Genomic DNA, 21605 nt, shown 5'->3' on the forward strand with positions numbered 1-21605 from the left:
TCAATCCTCAGTCGCCGCCCTGACGGACGACGGCATCGTGGAACTGCATCCGGTGCAACGCGGCGTATTGGCCGCCCAGCGCCATCAGCTCGGCGTGGGTACCGCGTTCGATGATCGTCCCCTGATCCATCACGGCGATCTGGTCGGCGCCTTCGACCGTGGACAGGCGATGCGCGATGACCAGGGTGGTGCGGTCGCGCATCAGTCGCTGCAGGGCCTGCTGGATCAGTCGCTCCGATTCGGTGTCCAGTGCGCTGGTGGCTTCGTCCAGCACCAGGATCGGCGCGTTCTTGAGGATCGCACGGGCGATCGCGATGCGCTGGCGCTGGCCGCCGGAAAGCATGTTGCCGCCCTGGCCGATCTGGGTGTGGATGCCCTGCGGCATGCGCGCGATGAATTCCATCGCATTGGCCGCCTCGGCCGCGGCGACGATGTCCGCTTCGTCGGCGCCGGCCAGTTCGCCATAGGCGATGTTGTTCGCCACGGTGTCGTTGAACAGCATCACGCCCTGCCCGACCCAGGCAATCTGGCGACGCAGCGAGGCCAGGGTGTAGTTCTCATAGTCCTGGCCGTCGAGGACGATGCGACCCGCGCCCGGCGTATTGAAACGCGGCAGCAGGCTGACCAGGCTGCTCTTGCCGCTGCCGGAGCGACCGACCAGCGCCGTCACCGTGCCCGGTACGCAATGCAGGTCGACCCCGCGCAAGGCGGCGACATCGTTGCGCGGATAGACCAGGCTGACCGACTCGAAGCGCAGGTCGCCGCGGGCGCGTGCCAGCTCGCGGCTGCCGCTGTCCACTTCCGGCGGCAGGTCGATCACCTCGAAGATCTCCTCGGCCGCCGACAGCCCGCGCTGGATGTTCGACTGCACGCTGGCCAGGCGCTTGAGCGAGGGCAGCATCGTTCCCATCGCGGTGAGCACGGCAAAGAACACGCCGGGCGTCATGCTGCCCAGCACCTGTGGCCGCGTGCCGAGGAAGACCAGCGCGGCCAGCGCGGTGGCGGCGATCAGCTGGACGGTGGAGCTGGAGGCGGCATTGGTGGCGGCGATCTTCAGATTGAGCCGGCTCGTATGCCGCGTGATGTGCTCGAAGCGGCCCGCCTCATACGCCTGACCGCCGTAGATCCGCACTTCGCGATGGGCACCGACCGATTCCTCCACGGTCCCGGTGACCGATCCCATGGTGCCCTGGATACGGCGGCTGATCTTGCGGTAGCGGCGACTGACCACGGTGGCGACCAGCGCGATCGCGGGCACCATCACCAGCAGCGAGAGCGTGAGGTAGGGGCTGTAGTAGAGCATCACGAACAGCATCGCGATCACGGTGAAGCCGTCGGTGATCGCGATCTTCGCCGCGCTGCTGGATGCCGCCGCCACCTGTTCGCTGGTGTAGGTGATGCGCGAGACCTGCTGTCCGGAGGGCTCGCTGCCGAAAAAAGGCGCCGGCAACCTGAGATAGGCGTTGAAGACGTCCTGCTGCATCGCCTGAACGACGTGACGGCCGATATAGGAAACGCCGTAGTCGCTGACGAAGGTGCCCAGCGAGCGCACCAGGAAAATGCCGATGATCCAGATCGGCATCCAGAAGATCAGGTAGGGATCCTTGAGCGTGAACAGCTTGTCGATCATCGGCTTGAGCAGGCCGGTGAACAGGGCCAGGCCGCCACCATCGACCAGCATGCCCACCAGCGCGACCAGGGCGATCGGCCAGTAGCGCCGCGAGTAACCGAGCAGCCGCCGGTACACCTGCCAGCTGTCGGCACCCCGCTTGCCGGCCTTGCCGGAGCTCATTGAGCCGCGCCTGGCTTGCTCGGCGTAGTGGCGATCGACAGCCGGGTGAAGCCGAGCTGGCCCAGCGCGTCCATCGCGGTGATCACGTTCTGGTTCGGTGTCATCGCGTCGGCGCGGATCGTCACCGGGCGGTCGCGGTCATCGCCCGCATTGCGGGTGATGGTCTGCTTGAGCGGCTCGATGCCCTCGCCCATCACCTCGTCGCTGCCGACGTAGAAGCGGCCGTCGCGGTCGATCATGATGGTCAGCGCCGGTGCGTTCATGTCGCGCTCCTGCACGCTGGCCTGCGGCAGGGTCACCTTCATGCGTGAGTGCTGCACGAACGTGCTGGTCAGCACGAAGAACATCAGCAGGGTCAGCAGCACGTCGATCAACGGAATCACGTTGATCTCGAAATCATCCCCGCGGCGGTCGTTGCTGATACGCATCGGCGTGCACTCAGCCCGCGCCCGGCGCGGTCGCCGTGGGCGCGCGACGGGGCCGTGCCGGCACCGTGGCAGCGAGGGTCAGGTCGTCCAGCAACGCGGTCGCCTGTTTCTCCATCTCCACGCAGTAGCCGGCCACGCGCGAACGGAAGTAGCGGTGCAGCACGTAGGCGGGAATCGCCACGGTCAGGCCCGACGCGGTGCAGATCAGCGCCTCGCCGATGCCGCCGGCCATCTTGGCCGGATCGCCGATGCCGCCGGCCATGACTTCCATGAACATGCGGATCAGGCCGATCACGGTGCCGAACAGACCCAGCAGCGGGCCGATCAGGGCGATCGTGCCCAACGTGTTGAGGTAGCGTTCCATGCGATGGATCACATGCCGGCCGGTGTCCTCGATGCGCTCCTTGATCAGCTCGCGCGGCTGCCTGCGCACGGCCAGCGCGGCGGCCAGCAGCTCGCCCAGCGGCGAGCCGTCCGACAGCGTCTCCAGGTGTTTCGGATCGAGCTGGCCGGAGCGCGCCCACTGGCGCACCTCCTCACCCAGCCCGGGCGGCAGCACCGACTTGCGCCGCAGCGTCCAGCAGCGCTCCAACACGATCGCCAGGGCAATCGCCGAACAGATCAGGATGGGCACCATCGCCCACCCGCCAGCCATCAGAATTTCCAGCACCTTTCGACCCCGACGTACTACCTGACAAGAAGCGCGCATCATAGCAGTCCCGCCCGCCGGTACTGCGGCACCGGTGGCATTCCCGGCCTCATTCGCGCCAGTAACGCGCCTGCCGTCGGCGCCAGCCCGGTTCGCGCCACGGCCGGGTGTCGGCCGGGAAATCCAGCGCGATCGCACCCTCCACCGCGGTATTGAACACCGGCACACCGGCTTCGGCATAGCGCGCCAGCACGTCCGCCCGCGGGTGACCGAAGCGGTTGCGCCAGCCCGCCGAGACCAGCGCCAGCGGCGGCTTCACGGCGGCGATGAAGGCCGCGCCGGAGGAACTGCTGCTGCCGTGATGCGGCACCAGCAGCACCGGCGCCGGTCCGCGGCCGAGTGCGTCAGCCACGGCCGGCTCGGCTCGAGAACTGATGTCGCCGGTGAGCAACAGGCGTCCGCCATGGCCCTCGACCAGCAGCACGCAGGAACTGTCATTGCCGCTGTCGCCGCGGCCCGGCGCGGGATTCAACACGCGAAAGTGCACGCCGTTCCATTGCCAGGCCTGGCCGGCGACGCACTGGCGCATCGGCAGCTTCATCCGCGCCGGCTCGCCGGCGTAGCGAGAGGCCTGCGGAAACGCACTCGCGACCGCCACGGCGCCGCCGGCGTGATCGTTGTCGCCGTGGCTGATCATCAGCAGGTCCAGATGGCCGATGCCGAGCGCATGGATCGCGGGCAGCACCACTGCGTCACCGAGGTCGAATCCCGAGGGATACCGCGCGCCGGCGTCGTAAACCAGCGCGTGGTCGCGGGTGCGCAACAGGACCGACAGGCCCTGCCCCACGTCCAGCACCCATGCCTGGAACGCACCATCGCGCAGCACCGGACGCGGCGGCCACAGCAGCGGAAGGAACAGCAACAGGCCCAGCCAGCGCAAGGGCACGCCACGCGGCAGGAACAGCCACAGCGCGCCCAGCAGGGCCAGCAGCAAGGCGTGCAGCTGCAGCGCAGGAAGATACCAGTGCGCGCCCGGCCAGCCCGCCATGTGCTGCAGCAGCCACCACTGCGCATGCACCAGGCGCGCGGCCAGCCACAGCACCGGCGTGGCCAGCGGCGGGCACAGTCCCAGCAGCAACATGCCGAGCAGCGCGCATGGCACGATCACGAAGCTGACCAGCGGCACCGCGATCAGGTTCGACAGCGCCCCCACCAGCGAGGCCTGGCCGAAAAACCACAGGGTCAACGGCAGCAGCGCCACCGTCATCACCAGCTGACCGGCCGACAGCTCGTGCACGAACGCGCGCAGTCCACGCCCGCGCGCCTGCAGGCACAGCATCAGGAACGCCACGCCGACGAAGGACAGCCAGAACCCCGCCGCCAGCACCGCCAGCGGATCGACCAGCAGGATCGCGATCATCGCCAGCGCCAGCGATTGCTCACCGCTGCTGCCACGTCGACTGCAGCGTGCCAGCGCCACCACCGCAATCATCAACAGGGTGCGCACGGTGGGCAGGCCGAAGCCGGCCAGCGCACTGTAGATGCCGGCCGCCAGCAACGCGGCGGCGGCCTGTGACTGCGGCCGTGGCAGCCACAGCCCGCAACGCGGCCACAGCGCATGCACCAGCATGGCCAGCCATACGCCGAACACCGCCGCCACGCCGACGTGGAAGCCGGAGATGGCGATCAGGTGGGAGACCCCGTTGGCACGCGCCACGGCCCAGTCCCGCTGGCTCAGCCCGCGCGTATCCCCGACCGAAAACGCCTGCAGCAGCGCGGCATCATGCGGATCGCGCACGCGCGCGGCGATGCCGCGGGCGACCGCGTCGCGGACGCCATCGACGCACCAGTGCGGGCCGGCCAGCGGGTGGTTGCCGTCGTCATCGCGCACATAACCGGTGGCGACGATGCCGCGCTCCAGTGCCGAGCGCTCGCTGTCGGCACTGCCGGGATCGAGCAGGCCGCGCGGTCGCTTCAGGCGCAGCAGCAGATGCCAGCGGGTACATGGCCGCAAGGACGGCGCGCCGTCGTACCAGGACACGGTGATACGTCCGCGCAGGTCCACCGGCCGGCCGTCCAGCATCGCCCGCTCCACCCGCAGCGTGAAGCGACTGGCATCGGTGCGCGCCAGCGGCAGGTCGACCAGGGTGCCGACGATGGCGAAATCGCGACCCTCGAGCGCGCGTGGCAGACGCGCATCCATCGCCACCGAGCCACGCCACGCCGCCCACCCGACGCCAAGCAGCAGGCAGGCCAGCCAGCGCCAGCGCGGACAGCGCCAGGCCAGCAGCAACGCGAGGGGAAACAGCAGGCCGGAGCACCAGCATGGCGGCAACATCGGCAGCCACTGCACCAGCAGCACACCGGCCAGCAGCGACGCTGCCGCCGCGATTGCCGTGGGCATTGCCGCCACTCGCGTCATGCCACCCGCCCCGTTCCATCCTGGATGGGACGAGCCTAGCGCGGTCGCCACGGCGATGCGGACGAAAACCCTGTAGGCAGACGCCGCGCGCTGGCGGCGCCGAATCCGCCGCCCTCGACGCTCAGTCTTGCGCGCTTTCCTGCAACACGCCGTTGTGCAGCACCAGGGTGCGATCCATCCGCGCCGCCAGCCGCGTGTCGTGGGTGACCAGGACGAAGCTGGTACCGATTTCCCGGTTGAGCTCGAGCATCAAGGCATAGACCTGCGCGGCATTGCCCTCGTCGAGATTGCCGGTCGGCTCGTCGCCCAGCACGCAGGCCGGCCGGGTCACCAGCGCGCGCGCCACCGCGCAACGCTGGCGCTCGCCGCCGGACAGTTCGGACGGCTTGTGGTGGGTGCGCGCGCCCAGCCCGACCCGTTCCAGCAGGGTCATCGCCCGCTGCTGCGCCTCGCCGATCGCGGTGCCGCGGATCAGCAGCGGCATGCACACGTTCTCCAGTGCGGTGAACTCGGGCAGCAGGTGATGGAACTGGTAGATGAAGCCCAGCGAGCGGTTGCGCACGCGTCCGCGCTCGGCATCGGACAGCGTGGACAGCACGCGGCCGTCCACTTCCACCTCGCCGGCGGTCAACGTGTCCAGCCCGCCGATGATGTGCAGCAAGGTGCTCTTGCCCGAACCGGAGGCGCCGACGATCGCCAGCGTCTCGCCGCGTTTCAGGGTGAAGTTGACGTCGCCCAGCACCTCGGTGCGCAAGCCGCCTTCGTCGTAGGTCTTGGCCACGTGGCTGGCGCGCAGCACGTTTTCGCTCGGGGACATCGCGGCGCTCTCTTTCCTGGTGGTCTCATTCATAGCGCAGCGCCTGCGCCGGCTGCGTGCGCGAAGCGCGCCACGCGGGATAAAGGGTGGCCAGCAGCGAGAACGTGAAGGTCAGCAGGGCGACCCAGATCACATCGTGCAATTGCAGCCGGCTCGGCACCTCGCTGATGTAGTAGACGTCCGGCGACAGGAAGGTCACGTGGAAGGTGTGCTCGATCCATTTGATGATGCCCGGCAGCTTCCACGACAGCAGCGAGCCCAGGCCGACGCCCAGACCGATGCCGACGAAGCCCACCAGCAGCCCCTGCACCATGAACACGCCCATGATGCTGCGCGGCGTGGCACCCAGCGTGCGCAGGATCGCGATGTCGGCCTGCTTGTCGGTGACCAGCATCATCAGCATCGAGACCAGGTTGATCACCGCGACCAGGATGATCAGCGACAGGATGATGAACATCACCATCTTTTCCATCGACAGCGCGGCGAACAGGTTGGCGTTGGTATCCATCCAGGTCTGCACCCGATAGACCTGGCCCAGCTGGTCGGCCAGCGCGTTGGCGACCGGACGCGCGTTGAACAGGTCGTCCAGGCGCAGGCGGATGCCGGTGGGGCCGCTGAGGTCGTTGAGCTTCTCGGCATCGCTCATGTTGACCAGGGCCAGCCCCGAATCGAACTGTTCCATGCCCAGCTCGAACACGCCGACCACATGGAAACTGCGCATCCGCGGCACCCCGCCCATCGGCGTGGCGCGCAGTTGCTGCACCACCATGGTCAGGCGGTCGCCGACGCCGACGCCAAGCGTCATGGCCAGTTCCCGTCCCAGCACGATGTTCCAGCTGCCCGGGGTCAGTTCGTCGAGCTTGCCCTCGACCATGTGCTTGCCGATGTCGACGACCTTGGGCTCCTGCGACGGCTCGATGCCGCGCACCAGCGCACCGCTGGAGCGTCGCGCGTTAAGGTATGCCTCGGTCTCGACGTAGGGCGCCGCACCGAGCACGTGCGGATTCGCCTCGGCGATCTTCAACGCGCGCGGCCAGTCCTGCACGCTTTCGCCGATGCCGGAGACGGTGGCATGCGAGATCGCGCCGAGGATGCGCGACCTCATCTGGTAGTCGAAACCGTTCATCACCGACATCACCGTGATCAGCGCGATCACGCTGATCGCGATGCACACGATCGACACGGTGGAGATGAACGAGATGAATTGGTTGCGGCGCTTGGCACGCGTGTAGCGCAGGCCGATGAAGAGTTCGAGCGGTCGGAACATGGGTGGTCGCTTGTGGTGATCGCAGGGCGGGCCGCCCGAACGTCCATTATCAGGTATTCGATCGGACCGCGCTGGGTCGACGAAGTTGCCGTTGTGTCACAGCCGCGGCAGCGCCTCGCCCGGCTGCATGGTCGCCAGCCGCATGCGCAGGCGCCGGCGAATGTCCGCGTCGCTGTTGTCCGGCGCCAGCAACAGCATCTGCGCCCCCCGTTCCGCCGTCTGCAGACGCAGCAGCACGAAGACACCGAGCACCCGGAACGAGGCCAGCCTCGCGGGGACGTCCTCCTGATCGACCAGGCGCAGCATCCAGTCGTTGTCGGCGCTCCAGCCGGCGGCCACGATCGGCGTGGCGCGCATCCGCCGCAGCGAACGCCAGGTCGGCAGCAGCACCACGATCGCCAGCAGCAGCTTCAGCCACGGCGCCAGTGCACACAGCAGCACCGCCAGCATGGCCAGCCCGGCCATCAGGATCATCGTGCGCCGGAGCAGGCGCGACGGCCGGTACTCAAAGCCGATGGCGGGCGCGGATGTCATCGATGATCACCTGCCAGTCCGCCCGATCGGGCCGGGCATGCCCCATCACCCAGTCCCACAGATCCGGATCCTGCGCGTCGAGCAATTCGTCGAACGCCTGCTGCTGCGCTGCGTCGGCGTCGGCAAAGGATTCGTCCAGCCAGCCGCCGAACAGGGCGTCGAGCTCCCGCGTACCGCGACGGGCACGCCAGCGCAGGCGCTTGAGACGGGCATCTTCAGCTTTCATCAAACGACTCCGCGCGCAGCGCCTCCCTGGCCTGCTCTCCCCTGCGGGGAGAGGATTGAGGTGAGGGCGCTCCAATGAAACATCGCCGCGAAGCCGCCTTGGCCTCCTCTCCCCCGCGGGGAGAGGATTGAGGTGAGGGGACAATCTTGCGAGACACCTGCATCAAGAAGAAGCTCCGCCCGACATCCCCGCGAGCACCCGCCCCTCACCCTGCCCTCTCCCCAAAGGGGAGAGGTAATGCTGTGTCGCCACGTGGTGGCGACGATCCATCATGCGCTGCGCCGTTCCACCATCAGCTTCTTGATCTCGGCAATCGCCTTGGCCGGGTTCAGACCCTTCGGGCAGGTGCGCGTGCAGTTCATGATCGTATGGCAGCGATACAGCTTGAACGGATCTTCCAGGTCGTCCAGGCGCTCGCCTGTGGCTTCATCGCGGGTATCGACGATCCAGCGATAGGCCTGCAGCAGGATCGCCGGGCCGAGGTACTTGTCGCCGTTCCACCAGTAGCTCGGGCAACTGGTCGAGCAGCAGGCGCACAGGATGCATTCGTACAGGCCGTCGAGCTTCTTGCGCTCTTCCGGCGACTGCAGCCGCTCGCGATCCGGCGCAGGGCTCTGCGTGCGGATCCACGGCTTGATCGAGGCGAACTGGGCGTAGAAGTGGGTCAGGTCGGGCACCAGATCCTTCACCACCGGCATGTGCGGCAGCGGGTAGATCTTCACGTCGCCGGAGGCACACTCGCTGATCGCCCGGGTACAGGCCAGCGTGTTGGTGCCGTCGATGTTCATCGCACACGAACCGCAGATGCCTTCGCGGCAGGAACGACGCAGGGTGAGCGTGGGATCGATCTCGTTCTTGATCTTCAGCAACGCGTCCAGAACCATCGGACCGCACGCGGCCAGATCGACCTCGTAGCTGTCGATGCGCGGGTTCTGTCCGTCGTCCGGCGACCAGCGGTAGATCCGGAACGTACGCGGCTTCTTCGCATCCTTGGCCGGGTAGTGCTTGCCCGGCTGGATCTTGGAATTCTTCGGTAGCGAAAACTCTGCCATGTGCTGAACCCTTCAACTTTCTGCAGGAGGGCTTGCGCCCCGACCGTACAACCTAATGATGCACTCGCCACGACGCGGCCGTGGCCGCCCGTGGATCAGTAGACGCGTTTCGCCGGCGGCACGGCCTCGACCTCGTCGGTCATCGGCTGCATGTGCACCGGGCGGAAATCGAAGCGTGACTTGCCGGCCTCGTCGACCCACACCAGGGTGTGCTTCATCCAGTTGACGTCGTCGCGCTCGGGGAAGTCCTCGCGCGCATGAGCACCGCGGCTTTCCGGACGCTGCTCGGCCGAATGCATGGTGGCCACCGCCTGTGCCAGCAGGTTGGACAGCTCCAGCGTCTCGACCAGATCGGAGTTCCATACCAGCGAGCGATCGCTGACGCCGACGTCCTGGAACATGTCGAACACTTCGGAGATCTTCTGCTTGCCTTCGGCCAGCGTTTCGCCGGTGCGGAATACCGCGGCATCCTTCTGCATCGTGCGCTGCATCGCGGCGCGGATCTTTGCGGTCGGTGTACTGCCCTTGGCATTGCGCAGCGCGTCGAAGCGGGCCAGCGACTTGTCCAGCACGTTGGCCGGCAGGTCCTTGTGCGCCGCACCGGGCTGGATCAGCTCGGCACAACGATGCGCCACCGCGCGACCGAACACGACCAGATCGAGCAGCGAGTTCGAGCCCAGGCGGTTGCCGCCATGCACGGACACGCAGGCCGCCTCGCCGATGGCGAACAGCCCGGGCACGATCGCGTCGACGTCGTCGCCGCGTTTCTGCACGACTTCGCCGTGGTAGTTGGTCGGGATGCCACCCATGTTGTAGTGCACGGTCGGCAGCACCGGGATCGGTTCCTTGCTGACGTCCACGCCGGCGAAGATGCGCGCCGACTCGGCGATGCCGGGCAGCCGCTCGTTGATGACCTCGGGGCCGAGATGCATCAGGTTGAGATGGATGTGGTCCTTGTTCTCGCCGACGCCGCGGCCTTCACGGATCTCGATCGTCATCGCTCGGCTGACCACGTCGCGCGACGCCAGGTCCTTCGCGCTCGGCGCATAACGCTCCATGAAGCGCTCGCCGGCTGAATTGGTGAGGTAGCCGCCTTCACCACGCACGCCCTCGGTGATCAGGCAGCCGGCACCGTAGATGCCGGTCGGATGGAACTGCACGAACTCCATGTCCTGCAGCGCCAGGCCCGCGCGCAGCACCATGCCGCCGCCGTCGCCGGTGCAGGTATGCGCCGAGGTGGCGCTGAAGTAGGCGCGGCCGTAACCGCCGGTCGCCAGCACCACCGCCTGACCACGGAAAAAATGCAGCGTGCCCTCGTTCATGTCCAGCGCCAGCACACCGCGGCAGACACCCTCCTCGTCGAAGATCAGGTCGATCGCGAAATACTCGACGAAGAACGCGGCGTCATGCGCCAGTGCCTGCTGATACAGCGTATGCAGGATCGCGTGACCGGTACGGTCGGCCGCGGCGCAGGTGCGCTGCGCGGTGCCCTTGCCGTAATGCGTGGTCATGCCGCCGAACGGGCGCTGGTAGATCTTGCCCTCGTCGGTGCGCGAGAACGGCACACCGTAGTGTTCCAGCTCGATGATCGCGGCCGGTGCGTTCTTGCACATGTACTCGATCGCGTCCTGGTCGCCGAGCCAGTCGGAACCCTTGATCGTGTCGTAGAAATGGAAGCGCCAGTCGTCCTCGCCCATGTTGCCGAGCGCAGCGGAGATGCCGCCCTGCGCCGCGACCGTATGCGAACGGGTCGGGAACACCTTGGTGATGCAGGCGGCCTTGAGGCCCTTCTCGGCCAGGCCGAACGTGGCGCGCAGGCCCGCGCCACCGGCGCCGACCACGATCACGTCATACAGATGCTGCTGGATCTTGTAGCTTTCCATGAAACCTCTTCCTCGCGTCTTATGGGGTCAGCGCAATGCGCAGCACGGCCAGCACGCTTGCGAGCGCGCCGAGTACCGCGAGGAACTTGATCGCCACCAGCAGGACGACTTCCTTCCAGCGGGTGTGCACGTAGTCCTCGATCACCACCTGCAGCCCGAGCACGGCATGCCAGAACATGGTGAGCACGAACGCGATCAGCAGCAGTGCATTCCACGGCCTGGCCACGGTGGCACGGGCGGTGGCGTAATCGGCATGCAGCAGGCACAACACGGTGACGACAAACCACAGGCCGAGCAGCACCAGCGCCGCGGCGGTCATCCGCTGGGTCCACCAGTGACCCACGCCGGACTGTGACGAGCCCAGGCCCCGGGCGACCTTCAGCGGGTTGCGCCGATCCTTCACGACGACATCCTTTGCGCTCATGCGGCACCTCCCTGCATCAATACGTAGGCCCACACCAGCGCGGTAAGCACGATGCTGCCGGCGACCGACAGCCAGCTGGAGCGCACGAACTGGGGAATTTCATAGCCGACACCGGCATCCTGGATCAGATGGCGGATGCCATTGCACAGGTGATAGAACAGCGCCCAGCTCCAGCCCAGCAGCAGGATCATCCCCACCGGGCTTCCGGCGACGCTCCTGAAGTGATTGAAGCTCTCCTCGCCGGCGGCGAGGTGGATCAGTCCGGCGACGACCACCAGGCTGCCGACGGCGAGGGCGATGCCCGTGGCGCGGTGCACGATGGAAGTCATCATCTGCACTTGCCGCTTGTAGATCTGCAGATGCGGAGAAAGCGGTCGTTGCGTGTCTGCCATGGCGGCTATCCTGAGTGGAATCGCTGATGTCCTTGCCGCACCGGTTCCTGGCCTGATACGCAATCGGCGACGAACGCCGTGGTCGTTCAGAAGTCGATGCAGCGCCCGTTCTTTTCCCAGTCGCCATAACGCGTGGGATCCAGAGCCGGTCGCTCCACCTGCGTCTTGTCCCCCGCCGGCGTGACAGGCACGGCAGTCGTTTCCGTCGGAGCGGAAGCGGGTGTGGACTCGGCTGAGGAGAAGGTATCGGACATGGTTTTAGTAAGCCTGCGAAGATTAATACCTGCGCCAAAGCAGCACAACCATTGACGACGACCTCAGCAGCGCGGCAAGGGCCACCCAGGGGCACTTGCGCTTGATCCCGCCCGCCCCAATTCATGAGTGCCTATGTCGAACCCTCATCCCGCGGAAACCCTGTTGATCGAAGGCCCCGACGCCGCGGCGTTCGCGCACGCCCAGTTCAGCAGCAAGGTCAACTCGCTCGACGTCGGCCAGTGGCAGTTCAGTGCGTGGCTCGATCCACAAGGTCGTGTGCGGGCGCTGTTCCATCTGGCGCGACTCGACGAGGAACGTTATCTGCTGCTGCTGCGCGGCGGCCATGCCTTGGCGATGGTCGACGCGCTGCAACGCTTCGTGTTTCGTTCGAAGCTCAGCCTGACGGCGCTGCCACCGCGCGTGCTGGCGAGCGGGGCCGCGCAGGCCATGCATGCCATCAGCAACGACGGCGACGCGATTTCACTCGGCTGCGAAACACACAGCCTCAGGATCATGACCTCCGGAACCGGCGACGACGCATGGCGCCTGACACAACTGCAGGCAGGCTGGCCGTGGCTGCCCGCATCGACCCTGGGTGAGTTGCTGCCTGCTGCACTGTCACTGCAGCGGCTGCAGGCGGTTGCCGTCGACAAGGGCTGCTATCCCGGCCAGGAAATCGTCGCACGACTGCATTTTCGCGGCGGTCACAAGCGACACCTGCACAGCGGCACATTGTCGCAGGCGGCGAGCGCAGGAGACACGTTGCGCATGAACGATCGCGAGGTCGGTCGCGTGATCGACGTCGTCGAGTCCGACGATGCCGTCGAAGCGCTCATCGTGCTGAACGATGACGTCGTCACCCTTGCAACGGATGGATACCTTTCCGGTTTCGACGACCACCTGGTCATCGGTCTCGGCACATCATGGCCGGCATGAGTGATGCATGTGGCTGCCGATCAATCCCGTGATGGCACTTGTCAATGGATTGTGAGCATCGGTTAAACTCCAGCAGCACGGCACTTGCCAGCGGCGACATCCGCCACTAGGCTCCGCCGATCGAATATCGCGGCATCCATGACACGGGGTGCCGAAGTACGCGACGAATCGGAAGAGTCCGAATCGGCGCGACCCGACAGAACATCGTCGGATGGCATAACGCATTTGCATCCAACGAATGCGCATCAGTTGCAGGCAACACGGCCGATCCGGCTCGCGCAACGCCAATGCAACACCAGTTCCCGAACGGCATCGAACCGCCGCTCGAACCGCCACAATCCCGTGGCAAAGCGTGATGACCACAAGTTTCGGTCATCGCGACAGATCCAGGTGGAACGGCCTGCCCGCCCGTCCACCGCAATGGCGCACAAAGCCTGCAGTCTGCTTTGCGCGTACAGCACGTTGGAGGCAGAACAATGAAACTTTCCATGCTGTTGTGGCTGACATCCCTGATGCCCCAGCCCGTAGCCGACCAGGCTTGCCTGGCCACTACCGTGTATCTGGAAGCACGCAGCGAGCCCATCGTCGGCCAGCTGGCCGTGGCCGAAGTGGCGCTGCGCCGCCTCGATCGCGGACACTACGGCAACACCGTATGCAAGGTGGTGACCGCGCCGCATCAATTTGCGACCACCACCACATCCGGCTCCTTCGAGATCACCAACCTCGATGCTTTCGGCAAGGCGTGGAAAGTCGCCGGAAGATCGATCCACAACTGGCAACTGCCGGTCGCGCAGCGCCACATGCTGGTGCCCCGTGCCGATCACTTCGCCACAACGGCCATCGCACCGTACTGGTCGCACAATCGCCCCAGCAAGACGATCGGCGATCATGCGTTTTACGCCGTGAACTGATCCGCTACCGCTCGAGCAGACATGAAAAAGGCCATCATCACGATGGCCTTTTTCATTTGGACGTCTGGACGTCTAGATCAATACATCATGATCAGTGCGCGTAGACGTGATCGCCACGAACTTCGACGTAATCACCGTTACGGACACCGGGGTCTTCGCGCTGCGTCACCGTGGCATACTGGCCGTTGTCCAGTCGCACCACGATGCGCCATGCGGTGCTCTCGCCGCCGCTGCGCTTGCCGACCTGGTTGCCGACCACGCCACCGGCCACCGCGCCAGCCACCGTAGCCGCCTTGCGACCATCGCCCTTGCCGACGGTATTGCCGAGGACACCGCCAGCGACCGCGCCGATGATTGCACCGATCGTGCCCCCATTACCGCTGCCCTGCACATAGACCTGCTGCACTTCCTGCACCACGCCACAGGTCTGGCAACGCGCGTTCCGATTGGAGTAGCCGTTCTGCTGGCCCTGATAGCTACCGTTGTAATTGCCGCCATTGCTGCTGTTGCCGTAAGGCGTGGTGGCACAGCCGGCGAGAGCCAGCCCCGCGGTCATCGCGGTCGCCAGGGCAAACTTTCCAGTAAATGCATTCATGAGGTCACTTCCGTTTTGATCGGTTGATTCAGTGTGCGTCGGAGACAGCGGTAACACCTTCCTGCACCTGCACCCGGTCGCCCGGATCGTGATCCATGCGCACCGTACGGGTCACCCCGTTGTACACGTAGCGCACGTCGTAGCCGACGATCTTGCTGCTGGTGTTGTTGACCGTGGTGCACTTGCGCTCGACCGAGGTGGTTACCTGGGCATGCTGGCGACTGGCCTCGATGCGGTTGCCCGCGTAGCCACCGCCGACGGCACCGGCCACGGTAGCCAGCGTCTTGCCCTTGCCACCACCGACCTGATGGCCTACCAGGCCGCCCACGACCGCGCCGATCGCGGTGCCGGCAATGCGGTGCTCATCCTTGGGCGGAGCGGTATGCGTAACCGTCTCGTCGTGACAAACCTCCCTGGGATGGTTCACCGTCGAATGCACCGGGTCGACACTGACCACCTTGCCGTACGCAACTCCGGCGCCGGAATCCGCGGCACCATTGGCGATACCCGCGTCGGCATTGCGGTTGCACGCCGACAGGCCCGTCACCAGCGCCGCCGCGATAGCGATATTGAGTACATTGATCATCAACTTGTTCATCAGACATCCTCTCCTCTGTTTGTTTGTAGCTTTCATGCCCGGGCGTGGCGCCGGCGCAATAATCTGCGCACCCATTGAACCTGTGCGCAACTGAATCCCAGCTAGCTCGCGCTCGTTACATTATCTTCACGTACCCATCGCGGAACTCTCTGCCAGTGCACGAAAACCGCAGCATGCCCAAGCTCGTCGACAGCCATGTCCATCTCGACGATGCCGCATTCGCCATCGACCGCGGCGCCGTGATCGAGCGCGCCACCCTGGCCGGCGTGGACACGATGATCGTGCCGGCCGTCGACATCGACAGCTGGCCGCGGATCCGGGCGTTGTGCGCAAACCATGCGCGGATACACCCCGCCTTCGGGTTGCATCCGGTATTTCTTCCCCACCATGCGCCCGCCCATGTGGACGCACTGTCTTCTTGGCTCGATGACGGCAGCGCCGTCGCCGTCGGCGAGATCGGCCTGGACTTTCATGTGGCCGGCCTGGATCACGAGCTGCAGCGGCTCTATTTCGTCCGCCAGCTGCAGCTGGCGCGCGAACGCGACCTGCCGGTGATCGTGCATGCGCGCGGCGCACTGGAGGAAGTGAGCCTGACCCTGCGCCGGACCGGCGGGCTGCGCGGCGTGGTGCACAGTTTTTCCGGCAGCGAGCAGCAGGCAAGGCAACTGTGGGAAATGGGCTTTCACCTCGGCATCGGCGGTCCGATCACCTACGAGCGGGCCCAGCGCCTGCGTCGGATCGTGGCGCAGATGCCGATCGAATTCCTGCTGCTGGAAAGCGATGCGCCGGATCAACCGGGCGCTGCCCACCGGGGCCAGCGCAACGAGCCTGCATACGTCGCCGAGGTACTGCGTTGCGTGGCTGCCTTGCGTGGCGAGCCGGAGGCGGATATCGCGACCGCCACCCGCGCCAACGCGCGGCGCCTGTTCGATCTTGACCGTCGCTCCGCCTGAGCAAGCCACCGGCATCCCCCTGCCACCCCGCACTTGCCAAGCGCTTTGCCCGTTTGCTATGTTTTACTTCATTGATGAAATATGAATTGGTGAAATGGCACGCCTGAAGAACGGCATCGCGATGATGGACGAGGGCATCGAACGGGTGAGCCAGATCATCCCGGAGTTGCCTGCCGTCGAAGCACGACTGAGCCGGCTGATGCTGATGGTGGGCAGCAGCATGGAGGAAGGGCTGGAATCGAAGCTCAAGCCGCACAAGCTCAATCACAGCGAATTCCTCACCCTGATGATCCTGTACAGCCGCCCCGAAGGCAGCTCGACGCCGGGCGAACTGTGCGAATTCGCCACCCAGGGCGCGACCAACATGACCCGTATCGGCAATGCGCTGGTCAAGCGCGGCCTGATCACCCGCGGGGCCAGCAAGGAGGACCGGCGCCGCGTATTGATCCGGATCACCGCCGCCGGCCAGCGGCTCGTGCAGCAGATGCTGCCGCCGATGTTCCCGCGTATCCACGGCATGTTTGCCGGATTCAGCGATACCGACAAGCGCCAGCTGAGCCACCTGCTGCGCAAGCTGGCGGACAACCTGGATCAGTTGAGCGAAGCCCCCCCTCCATGAAGGAAGCACCGATGACGCATGCCCTGCTCCGCGGTCGCACCGCGCTGACCGTGGCGACCGCGCTGCTGCTGGCGGCCTGCGCCAGCGCACCGGCCCGACTCGGCTCACCCACGTTGCGCGACGATGTCCCGCTGGCGGGTTTGCAGGCGCCTACCCGCGCCGGCTGGCCCGAAACGCAGTGGTGGCGTCAGTACGGCGATCCGCAGCTGGATGATTTGATGGATCGCGCGATGCGGCAATCGCCGGATCTCGCGCTGGCGCAGAGCCGCGTGCAGAACGCCGAGCAGTCCGCCCGGCTGGCTGCGGCGCAGCTGGGCCTCACGGTCAATGGCAGCGCCCAGGTCGCCCGTCAGCGACTGAGTGACCACGGGCTGATTCCCAGCCAGTTCCTCGGCTTCAGCTGGTACAACCAGGCCGACCTCGGGGTGCAGCTGCAATACGATTTCGACTGGTGGGGCAAGAAACGGGCGACGGTGGAAGCCGCGCTGGATCAAGCACACGCGGCGGAAGCCCAGCGCAGCGCCGCCGCGCTGGCGATCGAATACGCCGTCGCCGATACGTACTTTGGCTGGCAAGCGGACCAGGCGCGCCTGCAACTGGCCGATCGGCAGCTCGCCACCCAGCAGCAATTTTCCGATATCGCGGACCTGCGCGTGAAACAAGGCGTGGACCTGCCGGACGAGGCGCAGAAAGCCAGGGCAGAACTGGCCGGCGTGCGGGAGATGCGCGTGGCGCTGGACGGCTCGGCCAGGATCCGCCGCGCCGCGCTTGCGTCGCTGCTGGGTATCGCGCCGGCGCAATTGCCGGCGCTGCAGGTGCGTCCGCTGCCGTCGGTGGATCGCGGCGTGCCGGCCGATGTCGGTCTCGACCTGATCGCCCGCCGCCCCGACATCGCCGCCAGCCGCTGGCAGGTCGAGGCCGCGCTGAAGAAGACCGATGCCGCCCGCGCCGAGTTCTTTCCCGACATCAGCATCAGCGCCCTGGCCGGCCTGTCCAGCATCGACCTGGGCAAATTGCTGACCCCCGGCAGCCGCGTGTTCGCGCTGACCCCGGCACTGCATCTGCCGATCTTCAGCGCGGGCTCGCTGCAGGCCAACTACGGCCTGAGCAAGGCCGGACTCGATGCGGCGGTGGCGCAATACAACGGCACCGTGCTGAGTGCCGCGCGTGAAGTGGCGACCCAGGCCCTGAGTGCCGAACAGATCGCCGGCCGCCGCCGCGAGCAACAGGTCCAGCTCGATGCCGACCGGCAATTGCTGGCAAGTGCACAGGCGCGTGCCCGCCAGGGGGTGCGCGATGGCCGCGAAAGCCTCCTCGCCCAGTCCCGGCTGCTGCAGCAGCGCGATGCCGCCACCCAGCTGCAGGCGCAGGCGCTGAGCACCGACCTGACCCTGATCAAGGCGCTCGGCGGCGGCTATCGGGCGCCCGCTGCCACCACCCTTCCCTCTTCCCCCATTGCTACCGACGGAGCCGCCGACCATGAGCGCCACTGAGTCCGACAAGTCCGCCGCCAACGACAGCGGCATGGCCGCGAAGAACCCCGGAAAGCGCCGCCGCGCCCTGCTGATCGTGGCAAGCGTGTTCATTCTCGGCGGGCTGATCTGGTTCCTGCTGTGGACCTTCGTGTTCTCCACCCGCCAGAAGACCGACAATGCCTATGTCGGCGGCAACCAGGTGGCGATTTCCGCCCAGGTGCCGGGCACCGTGGTGGCCATCCTCGCCGATGACACCCAGCACGTGGACGCCGGCCAGATCCTGGTGAAGCTGGACAGCACCGACGCCAAGGTGCGCCTGCAGCAGGCGCGCAGTGCACTGGCCCAGGCCGTGCGCGAGGTGCGCCAGCAGACCAGCTCGGCCAGCGGCGCCGATGCACGGGTGAACGCGAGCCGGGTGGACCTGGACAAGGCCGAGGCCGACCTGAAGCGTCACCTGCCGCTGCTCGCCGCGCATGCCGAGTCGCCCGAGATCGTGCAGCACCTGCGCGATGGCGTGGCGCAGGCACGCGCCGCGCTGGCCGCCGCCGAAGCGCAGGCCGGCGCTGCCCATGCCGCCATCGAGGGCACCGAGATCGCGCAGAATCCCGCCGTGCTGCAGGCCCGCGCGAATTTCAGCGCGGCCTGGATCGCCGCCCAGCGCAACGCGATCTATGCGCCGGTATCCGGCTACGTCGCCCAGCGCAGCGTGCAACTGGGCAACAGCGTGCAGCCGGGCCAGCAGCTGATGAGCGTGATCCCGCTGCACGATCTGTGGATCGATGCGAATTTCAAGGAAAGCCAGCTTCGCCACATCCGCATCGGCCAGCCAGCCAGCGTGGTCTCGGATCTTTACGGCAGCGACGTGACCTACCACGGCAAGGTGATCGGCATCGGCGCGGGCACCGGCAGCGTGTTCTCGCTGCTGCCCGCGCAGAACGCCACCGGCAACTGGATCAAGGTGGTGCAGCGGGTGACGGTACGCATCGCGCTGGACAACCGGGAACTCGACCGGCATCCGCTGCGGGTCGGCCTGTCGGCCGCCGTCACGGTGGACATCCGCAACGACAAGGGCGGCGTGCTGGCCGGCACGCCGACAAAACCGCCGGTGGCGCAGACCGACGTCTACGAGCAGATGGCCAGCCAGGCCGGCGCCGAGGCCGACCGGATCATCCGCGCCAATCTTCCGCACGCCGCCGCAGTGAACTGAGTCCCTACCGATGGCCGCCTCGCCGAACGACGCCACGCCGCTGAAACCATTGCACGGTGCCCCGCTGGCGCTGCTGACCATCGCCGTCGCCTTCAGCACCTTCATGGAAGTGCTGGACATGACGATCGTCAACGTCGCGGTGCCGCACATCGCCGGCAGCCTCGGCGTCAGTCCCAGCGAAGGGACCTGGACGATCAGTTCCTACGCCCTGGCCAGCGCGATCATGCAGCCGCTGACCGGCTGGCTGGCGCGCCGCTTCGGCGAGGTGAAGACCTTCGTGGCATCGGTGCTGCTGTTCGTGGTGTTCTCGATGCTGTGCGGGCTGGCCACCAGCATGCCGATGCTGGTGATCGGCCGCCTGCTGCAGGGTGCCGGCTCCGGCCCGATGGTGGCGCTGTCGCTGACCCTGCTGCTGTCCAACTACCCGAAGGAGAAACAGGGCATCGCGCTGGCGCTGTGGGCGATGACCGTGGTGGTGGCGCCGATCTTCGGACCGATCCTGGGTGGCTGGCTCACCGACAATTTCAGCTGGCCGTGGATCTTCTACATCAACCTGCCGGTCGGACTGGCCGCCGCCGTGGTCACCTGGGGCCTGCTGCGCAAGCGCGAGACGAAGACCACCAAGGCACCGATCGACATGATCGGCCTGGCCCTGCTGGTGGTCGGCGTGGGTGCGCTGCAGTTCATGCTGGACAACGGCAACGACAACGACTGGTTCTCCTCGCCGATGATCCTCACCCTGGGCCTCACCGCCCTGGTCTGCCTGACGTTCCTGATCGTATGGGAGCTGCACGCCAAACATCCGGTGGTGGACCTGTCGCTGTTCCGGCAACGCAACTTCACCGTCGGCGTGGTCAGCCTGTCGCTGGGCATGTTCGCGTTCTTCGGCATCAACGTGGTGTTCCCGCTGTGGCTGCAGATCACCCTCGGCTATACCGCCACCTGGGCCGGGCTGGCCACGGCGCCGGTCGGCATCCTGGCGTTCCTGATCGCGCCGGTGCTGGGCAGGAACATGCACCGGCTGGATCTGCGCGCGGTGGTGACGTTCGCGTTCGTGGTGTTCGCCGGGACGGCCTACTGGTTCTCCACCTTCGACAGCTCCGCCTCGTTCTCCAGCCTGATCGTGCCGCGCTTCGTGATGGGCCTGGCGATTCCGTGCTTCTTCATCCCGCTGAACCAGGTCTACCTTTCCGGCCTGCCGGTGGATCAGATCGCCAGCGCCTCGGGCCTGTCCAACTTCTGCCGCACGATGGGCTCGAGTGTCTCGACGGCGGTGATGGTCACGCTCTGGTCGCATCGCGGCGAAACTCACCACGCCACCCTGACCGAGAACGTCACCGCGGCCCATCCGGCCGCCACGCACTTCCTGCAGCAACTCACCCACAGCGGCATGTCACGCACCGAGGGCCTGGGCGTGATCAACCAGCTGCTGACGCGCGAGTCACTCACCCTCGCGGTCAACGATGTTTTCCTGGGGTGTTCGATCCTGTTCGTGCTGCTGATTCCGCTGTTGTGGTTTGCCAGGCCGCCGTTCGGCAGCGCCGGCGGAGCCGTCGGCCATTGAGATTGCTGCGGTCCGCCGCCGCAGCATGAATCCCGGCCGATCACTGGTGCGGCGCAATATCTTCTGCTAGCTTGCGCCGCATGGCTCAGACAAAACGCACCATCAAGAAGTACCCGAACCGGCGTCTTTACGACACGGAAATCTCCAGCTACATCACGCTGGAGGAAGTCCGCCAGCTGGTCATGGACAACGAGGATTTCGAGGTCCGCGATGCCAAGAGCGGCGAGGATCTGACCCGTTCGGTGCTGCTGCAGATCATCTCCGAGCACGAGGACAAGGGGCAGCCGATGCTGTCGCCGCAGTTGCTCAGCCAGATCATCCGGTTCTACGGCGATTCGTTGCAGGGCTTCATGGGGCCTTATCTGGAGCGCAGCCTGCAGGTGTTCCTCGATCAGCAGACGCAGTTCCGCAGCCAGCTCAACAGCCTCATGGGGCAGACCCCGTGGAACACGCTGAATGACCTGACCGAGCGCAACCTGGCCGCGTTCCAGGCGATGCAGCGCGGCCTGATCGACACCGCCGCCAAGGTGATGCCGACGCCGACCAGCGCTTCCCGCGGCGGCAAGAAGCCCGGCTGATACCGGCCCGCCGGCGGCGCGCATTCGC

23 protein-coding genes are annotated in these 21605 nt (G+C 66.4%); 8 read left to right on the forward strand and 15 right to left on the reverse strand.

Annotated features, from left to right (window positions below; translation table 11 throughout):
* Positions 1-7: 7 nt before the first annotated feature.
* The 13 genes from msbA to ACFPPA_RS10145 all read right to left on the reverse strand — a co-directional run bounded on the left by msbA (position 8) and on the right by ACFPPA_RS10145 (position 12140).
* Positions 8-1792 carry a lipid A export permease/ATP-binding protein MsbA gene (gene msbA / locus ACFPPA_RS10085; protein WP_377319638.1) on the reverse strand — a complete coding sequence of 595 codons (1785 nt, stop codon included), beginning with the start codon at positions 1790-1792 and terminating at the stop codon, positions 8-10.
* Positions 1789-2220, reverse strand: a complete 432-nt coding sequence (locus ACFPPA_RS10090) for an ExbD/TolR family protein (RefSeq protein ID WP_377319639.1) — start codon at positions 2218-2220, stop codon at positions 1789-1791. The genes msbA and ACFPPA_RS10090 overlap by 4 nt, the downstream gene beginning before the upstream one ends.
* Positions 2221-2230: 10 nt before the next feature.
* A complete protein-coding gene (locus ACFPPA_RS10095; protein WP_377319640.1) occupies positions 2231-2875 on the reverse strand; it encodes a MotA/TolQ/ExbB proton channel family protein in 645 nt (214 codons plus the stop codon).
* Positions 2876-2978: 103 nt separating this feature from the next.
* On the reverse strand, positions 2979-5273 hold the full coding sequence (locus ACFPPA_RS10100) for a DNA internalization-related competence protein ComEC/Rec2 (RefSeq protein ID WP_377319641.1): 2295 nt from the start codon (positions 5271-5273) through the stop codon (positions 2979-2981).
* 139 nt (positions 5274-5412) lie between these two features.
* Entirely contained in the window at positions 5413-6108 is a 696-nt protein-coding gene (lolD, locus tag ACFPPA_RS10105) for a lipoprotein-releasing ABC transporter ATP-binding protein LolD (RefSeq protein WP_377319642.1), read from the reverse strand.
* 25 nt (positions 6109-6133) lie between these two features.
* A complete protein-coding gene (locus tag ACFPPA_RS10110; RefSeq protein WP_377319643.1) occupies positions 6134-7375 on the reverse strand; it encodes a lipoprotein-releasing ABC transporter permease subunit in 1242 nt (413 codons plus the stop codon).
* A gap of 96 nt (positions 7376-7471) precedes the next feature.
* On the reverse strand, positions 7472-7909 hold the full coding sequence (locus ACFPPA_RS10115) for a protein YgfX (protein ID WP_377319644.1): 438 nt from the start codon (positions 7907-7909) through the stop codon (positions 7472-7474).
* On the reverse strand, positions 7881-8135 hold the full coding sequence (locus ACFPPA_RS10120; RefSeq protein ID WP_377319645.1) for an FAD assembly factor SdhE: 255 nt from the start codon (positions 8133-8135) through the stop codon (positions 7881-7883). Before ACFPPA_RS10120 ends, ACFPPA_RS10115 begins: the two co-directional genes overlap by 29 nt.
* A 269-nt stretch (positions 8136-8404) precedes the next feature.
* Positions 8405-9187, reverse strand: a complete 783-nt coding sequence (locus ACFPPA_RS10125; protein WP_377319646.1) for a succinate dehydrogenase iron-sulfur subunit — start codon at positions 9185-9187, stop codon at positions 8405-8407.
* A gap of 95 nt (positions 9188-9282) precedes the next feature.
* Positions 9283-11070 (reverse strand): succinate dehydrogenase flavoprotein subunit, encoded by a 1788-nt coding sequence (gene sdhA, locus ACFPPA_RS10130; protein ID WP_377319647.1) that lies wholly within the window; start codon positions 11068-11070, stop codon positions 9283-9285.
* 19 nt (positions 11071-11089) lie between these two features.
* The gene (gene sdhD, locus ACFPPA_RS10135) at positions 11090-11494 is read right to left on the reverse strand and encodes a succinate dehydrogenase, hydrophobic membrane anchor protein (RefSeq protein ID WP_377319648.1); all 405 of its coding nucleotides are present in this window, start codon (positions 11492-11494) and stop codon (positions 11090-11092) included.
* Positions 11491-11886, reverse strand: a complete 396-nt coding sequence (gene sdhC / locus ACFPPA_RS10140; RefSeq protein WP_377319649.1) for a succinate dehydrogenase, cytochrome b556 subunit — start codon at positions 11884-11886, stop codon at positions 11491-11493. The genes sdhD and sdhC overlap by 4 nt, the downstream gene beginning before the upstream one ends.
* A gap of 86 nt (positions 11887-11972) precedes the next feature.
* Positions 11973-12140 (reverse strand): DUF1674 domain-containing protein, encoded by a 168-nt coding sequence (locus ACFPPA_RS10145; RefSeq protein ID WP_377319650.1) that lies wholly within the window; start codon positions 12138-12140, stop codon positions 11973-11975.
* 133 nt (positions 12141-12273) lie between these two features.
* Between ACFPPA_RS10145 and ygfZ the strand changes: the two genes are divergently transcribed.
* A complete protein-coding gene (gene ygfZ / locus ACFPPA_RS10150; RefSeq protein WP_377319651.1) occupies positions 12274-13077 on the forward strand; it encodes a CAF17-like 4Fe-4S cluster assembly/insertion protein YgfZ in 804 nt (267 codons plus the stop codon).
* Between the two features lie 476 nt (positions 13078-13553).
* Positions 13554-13988, forward strand: a complete 435-nt coding sequence (locus ACFPPA_RS10155; RefSeq protein WP_377319652.1) for a cell wall hydrolase — start codon at positions 13554-13556, stop codon at positions 13986-13988.
* A 91-nt stretch (positions 13989-14079) separates the two neighbouring features.
* Here the strand turns inward: ACFPPA_RS10155 and ACFPPA_RS10160 are convergent, their stop codons facing one another.
* Positions 14080-14583 carry an outer membrane lipoprotein gene (locus ACFPPA_RS10160; protein WP_377319653.1) on the reverse strand — a complete coding sequence of 168 codons (504 nt, stop codon included), beginning with the start codon at positions 14581-14583 and terminating at the stop codon, positions 14080-14082.
* 28 nt (positions 14584-14611) lie between these two features.
* Positions 14612-15181, reverse strand: a complete 570-nt coding sequence (locus ACFPPA_RS10165; RefSeq protein WP_377319654.1) for a glycine zipper 2TM domain-containing protein — start codon at positions 15179-15181, stop codon at positions 14612-14614.
* Positions 15182-15354: 173 nt separating this feature from the next.
* Here ACFPPA_RS10165 and ACFPPA_RS10170 point away from each other — a divergent pair, with 173 nt between their 5' ends.
* The 6 genes from ACFPPA_RS10170 (at position 15355) to phaR (ending at position 21577) form a co-directional block, all read left to right on the forward strand.
* The gene (locus ACFPPA_RS10170) at positions 15355-16134 is read left to right on the forward strand and encodes a TatD family hydrolase (protein WP_377319655.1); all 780 of its coding nucleotides are present in this window, start codon (positions 15355-15357) and stop codon (positions 16132-16134) included.
* A 94-nt stretch (positions 16135-16228) separates the two neighbouring features.
* Entirely contained in the window at positions 16229-16753 is a 525-nt protein-coding gene (locus ACFPPA_RS10175; RefSeq protein WP_377319656.1) for a MarR family winged helix-turn-helix transcriptional regulator, read from the forward strand.
* Positions 16754-16764: 11 nt separating this feature from the next.
* Entirely contained in the window at positions 16765-18246 is a 1482-nt protein-coding gene (locus ACFPPA_RS10180) for an efflux transporter outer membrane subunit (protein ID WP_377319657.1), read from the forward strand.
* Complete coding sequence (locus tag ACFPPA_RS10185; protein WP_377319658.1) at positions 18233-19435, forward strand: HlyD family secretion protein; 1203 nt, start codon at positions 18233-18235, stop codon at positions 19433-19435. Before ACFPPA_RS10180 ends, ACFPPA_RS10185 begins: the two co-directional genes overlap by 14 nt.
* Before the next feature lie 10 nt (positions 19436-19445).
* Positions 19446-20999 (forward strand): DHA2 family efflux MFS transporter permease subunit, encoded by a 1554-nt coding sequence (locus ACFPPA_RS10190; RefSeq protein ID WP_377319659.1) that lies wholly within the window; start codon positions 19446-19448, stop codon positions 20997-20999.
* An 80-nt stretch (positions 21000-21079) separates the two neighbouring features.
* The gene (gene phaR, locus ACFPPA_RS10195; protein WP_377319660.1) at positions 21080-21577 is read left to right on the forward strand and encodes a polyhydroxyalkanoate synthesis repressor PhaR; all 498 of its coding nucleotides are present in this window, start codon (positions 21080-21082) and stop codon (positions 21575-21577) included.
* Positions 21578-21605 lie beyond the last annotated feature (28 nt).

The organism is Rhodanobacter ginsengisoli (genome assembly GCF_042657065.1).
GTDB classification, from domain to species: domain Bacteria; phylum Pseudomonadota; class Gammaproteobacteria; order Xanthomonadales; family Rhodanobacteraceae; genus Rhodanobacter; species Rhodanobacter ginsengisoli.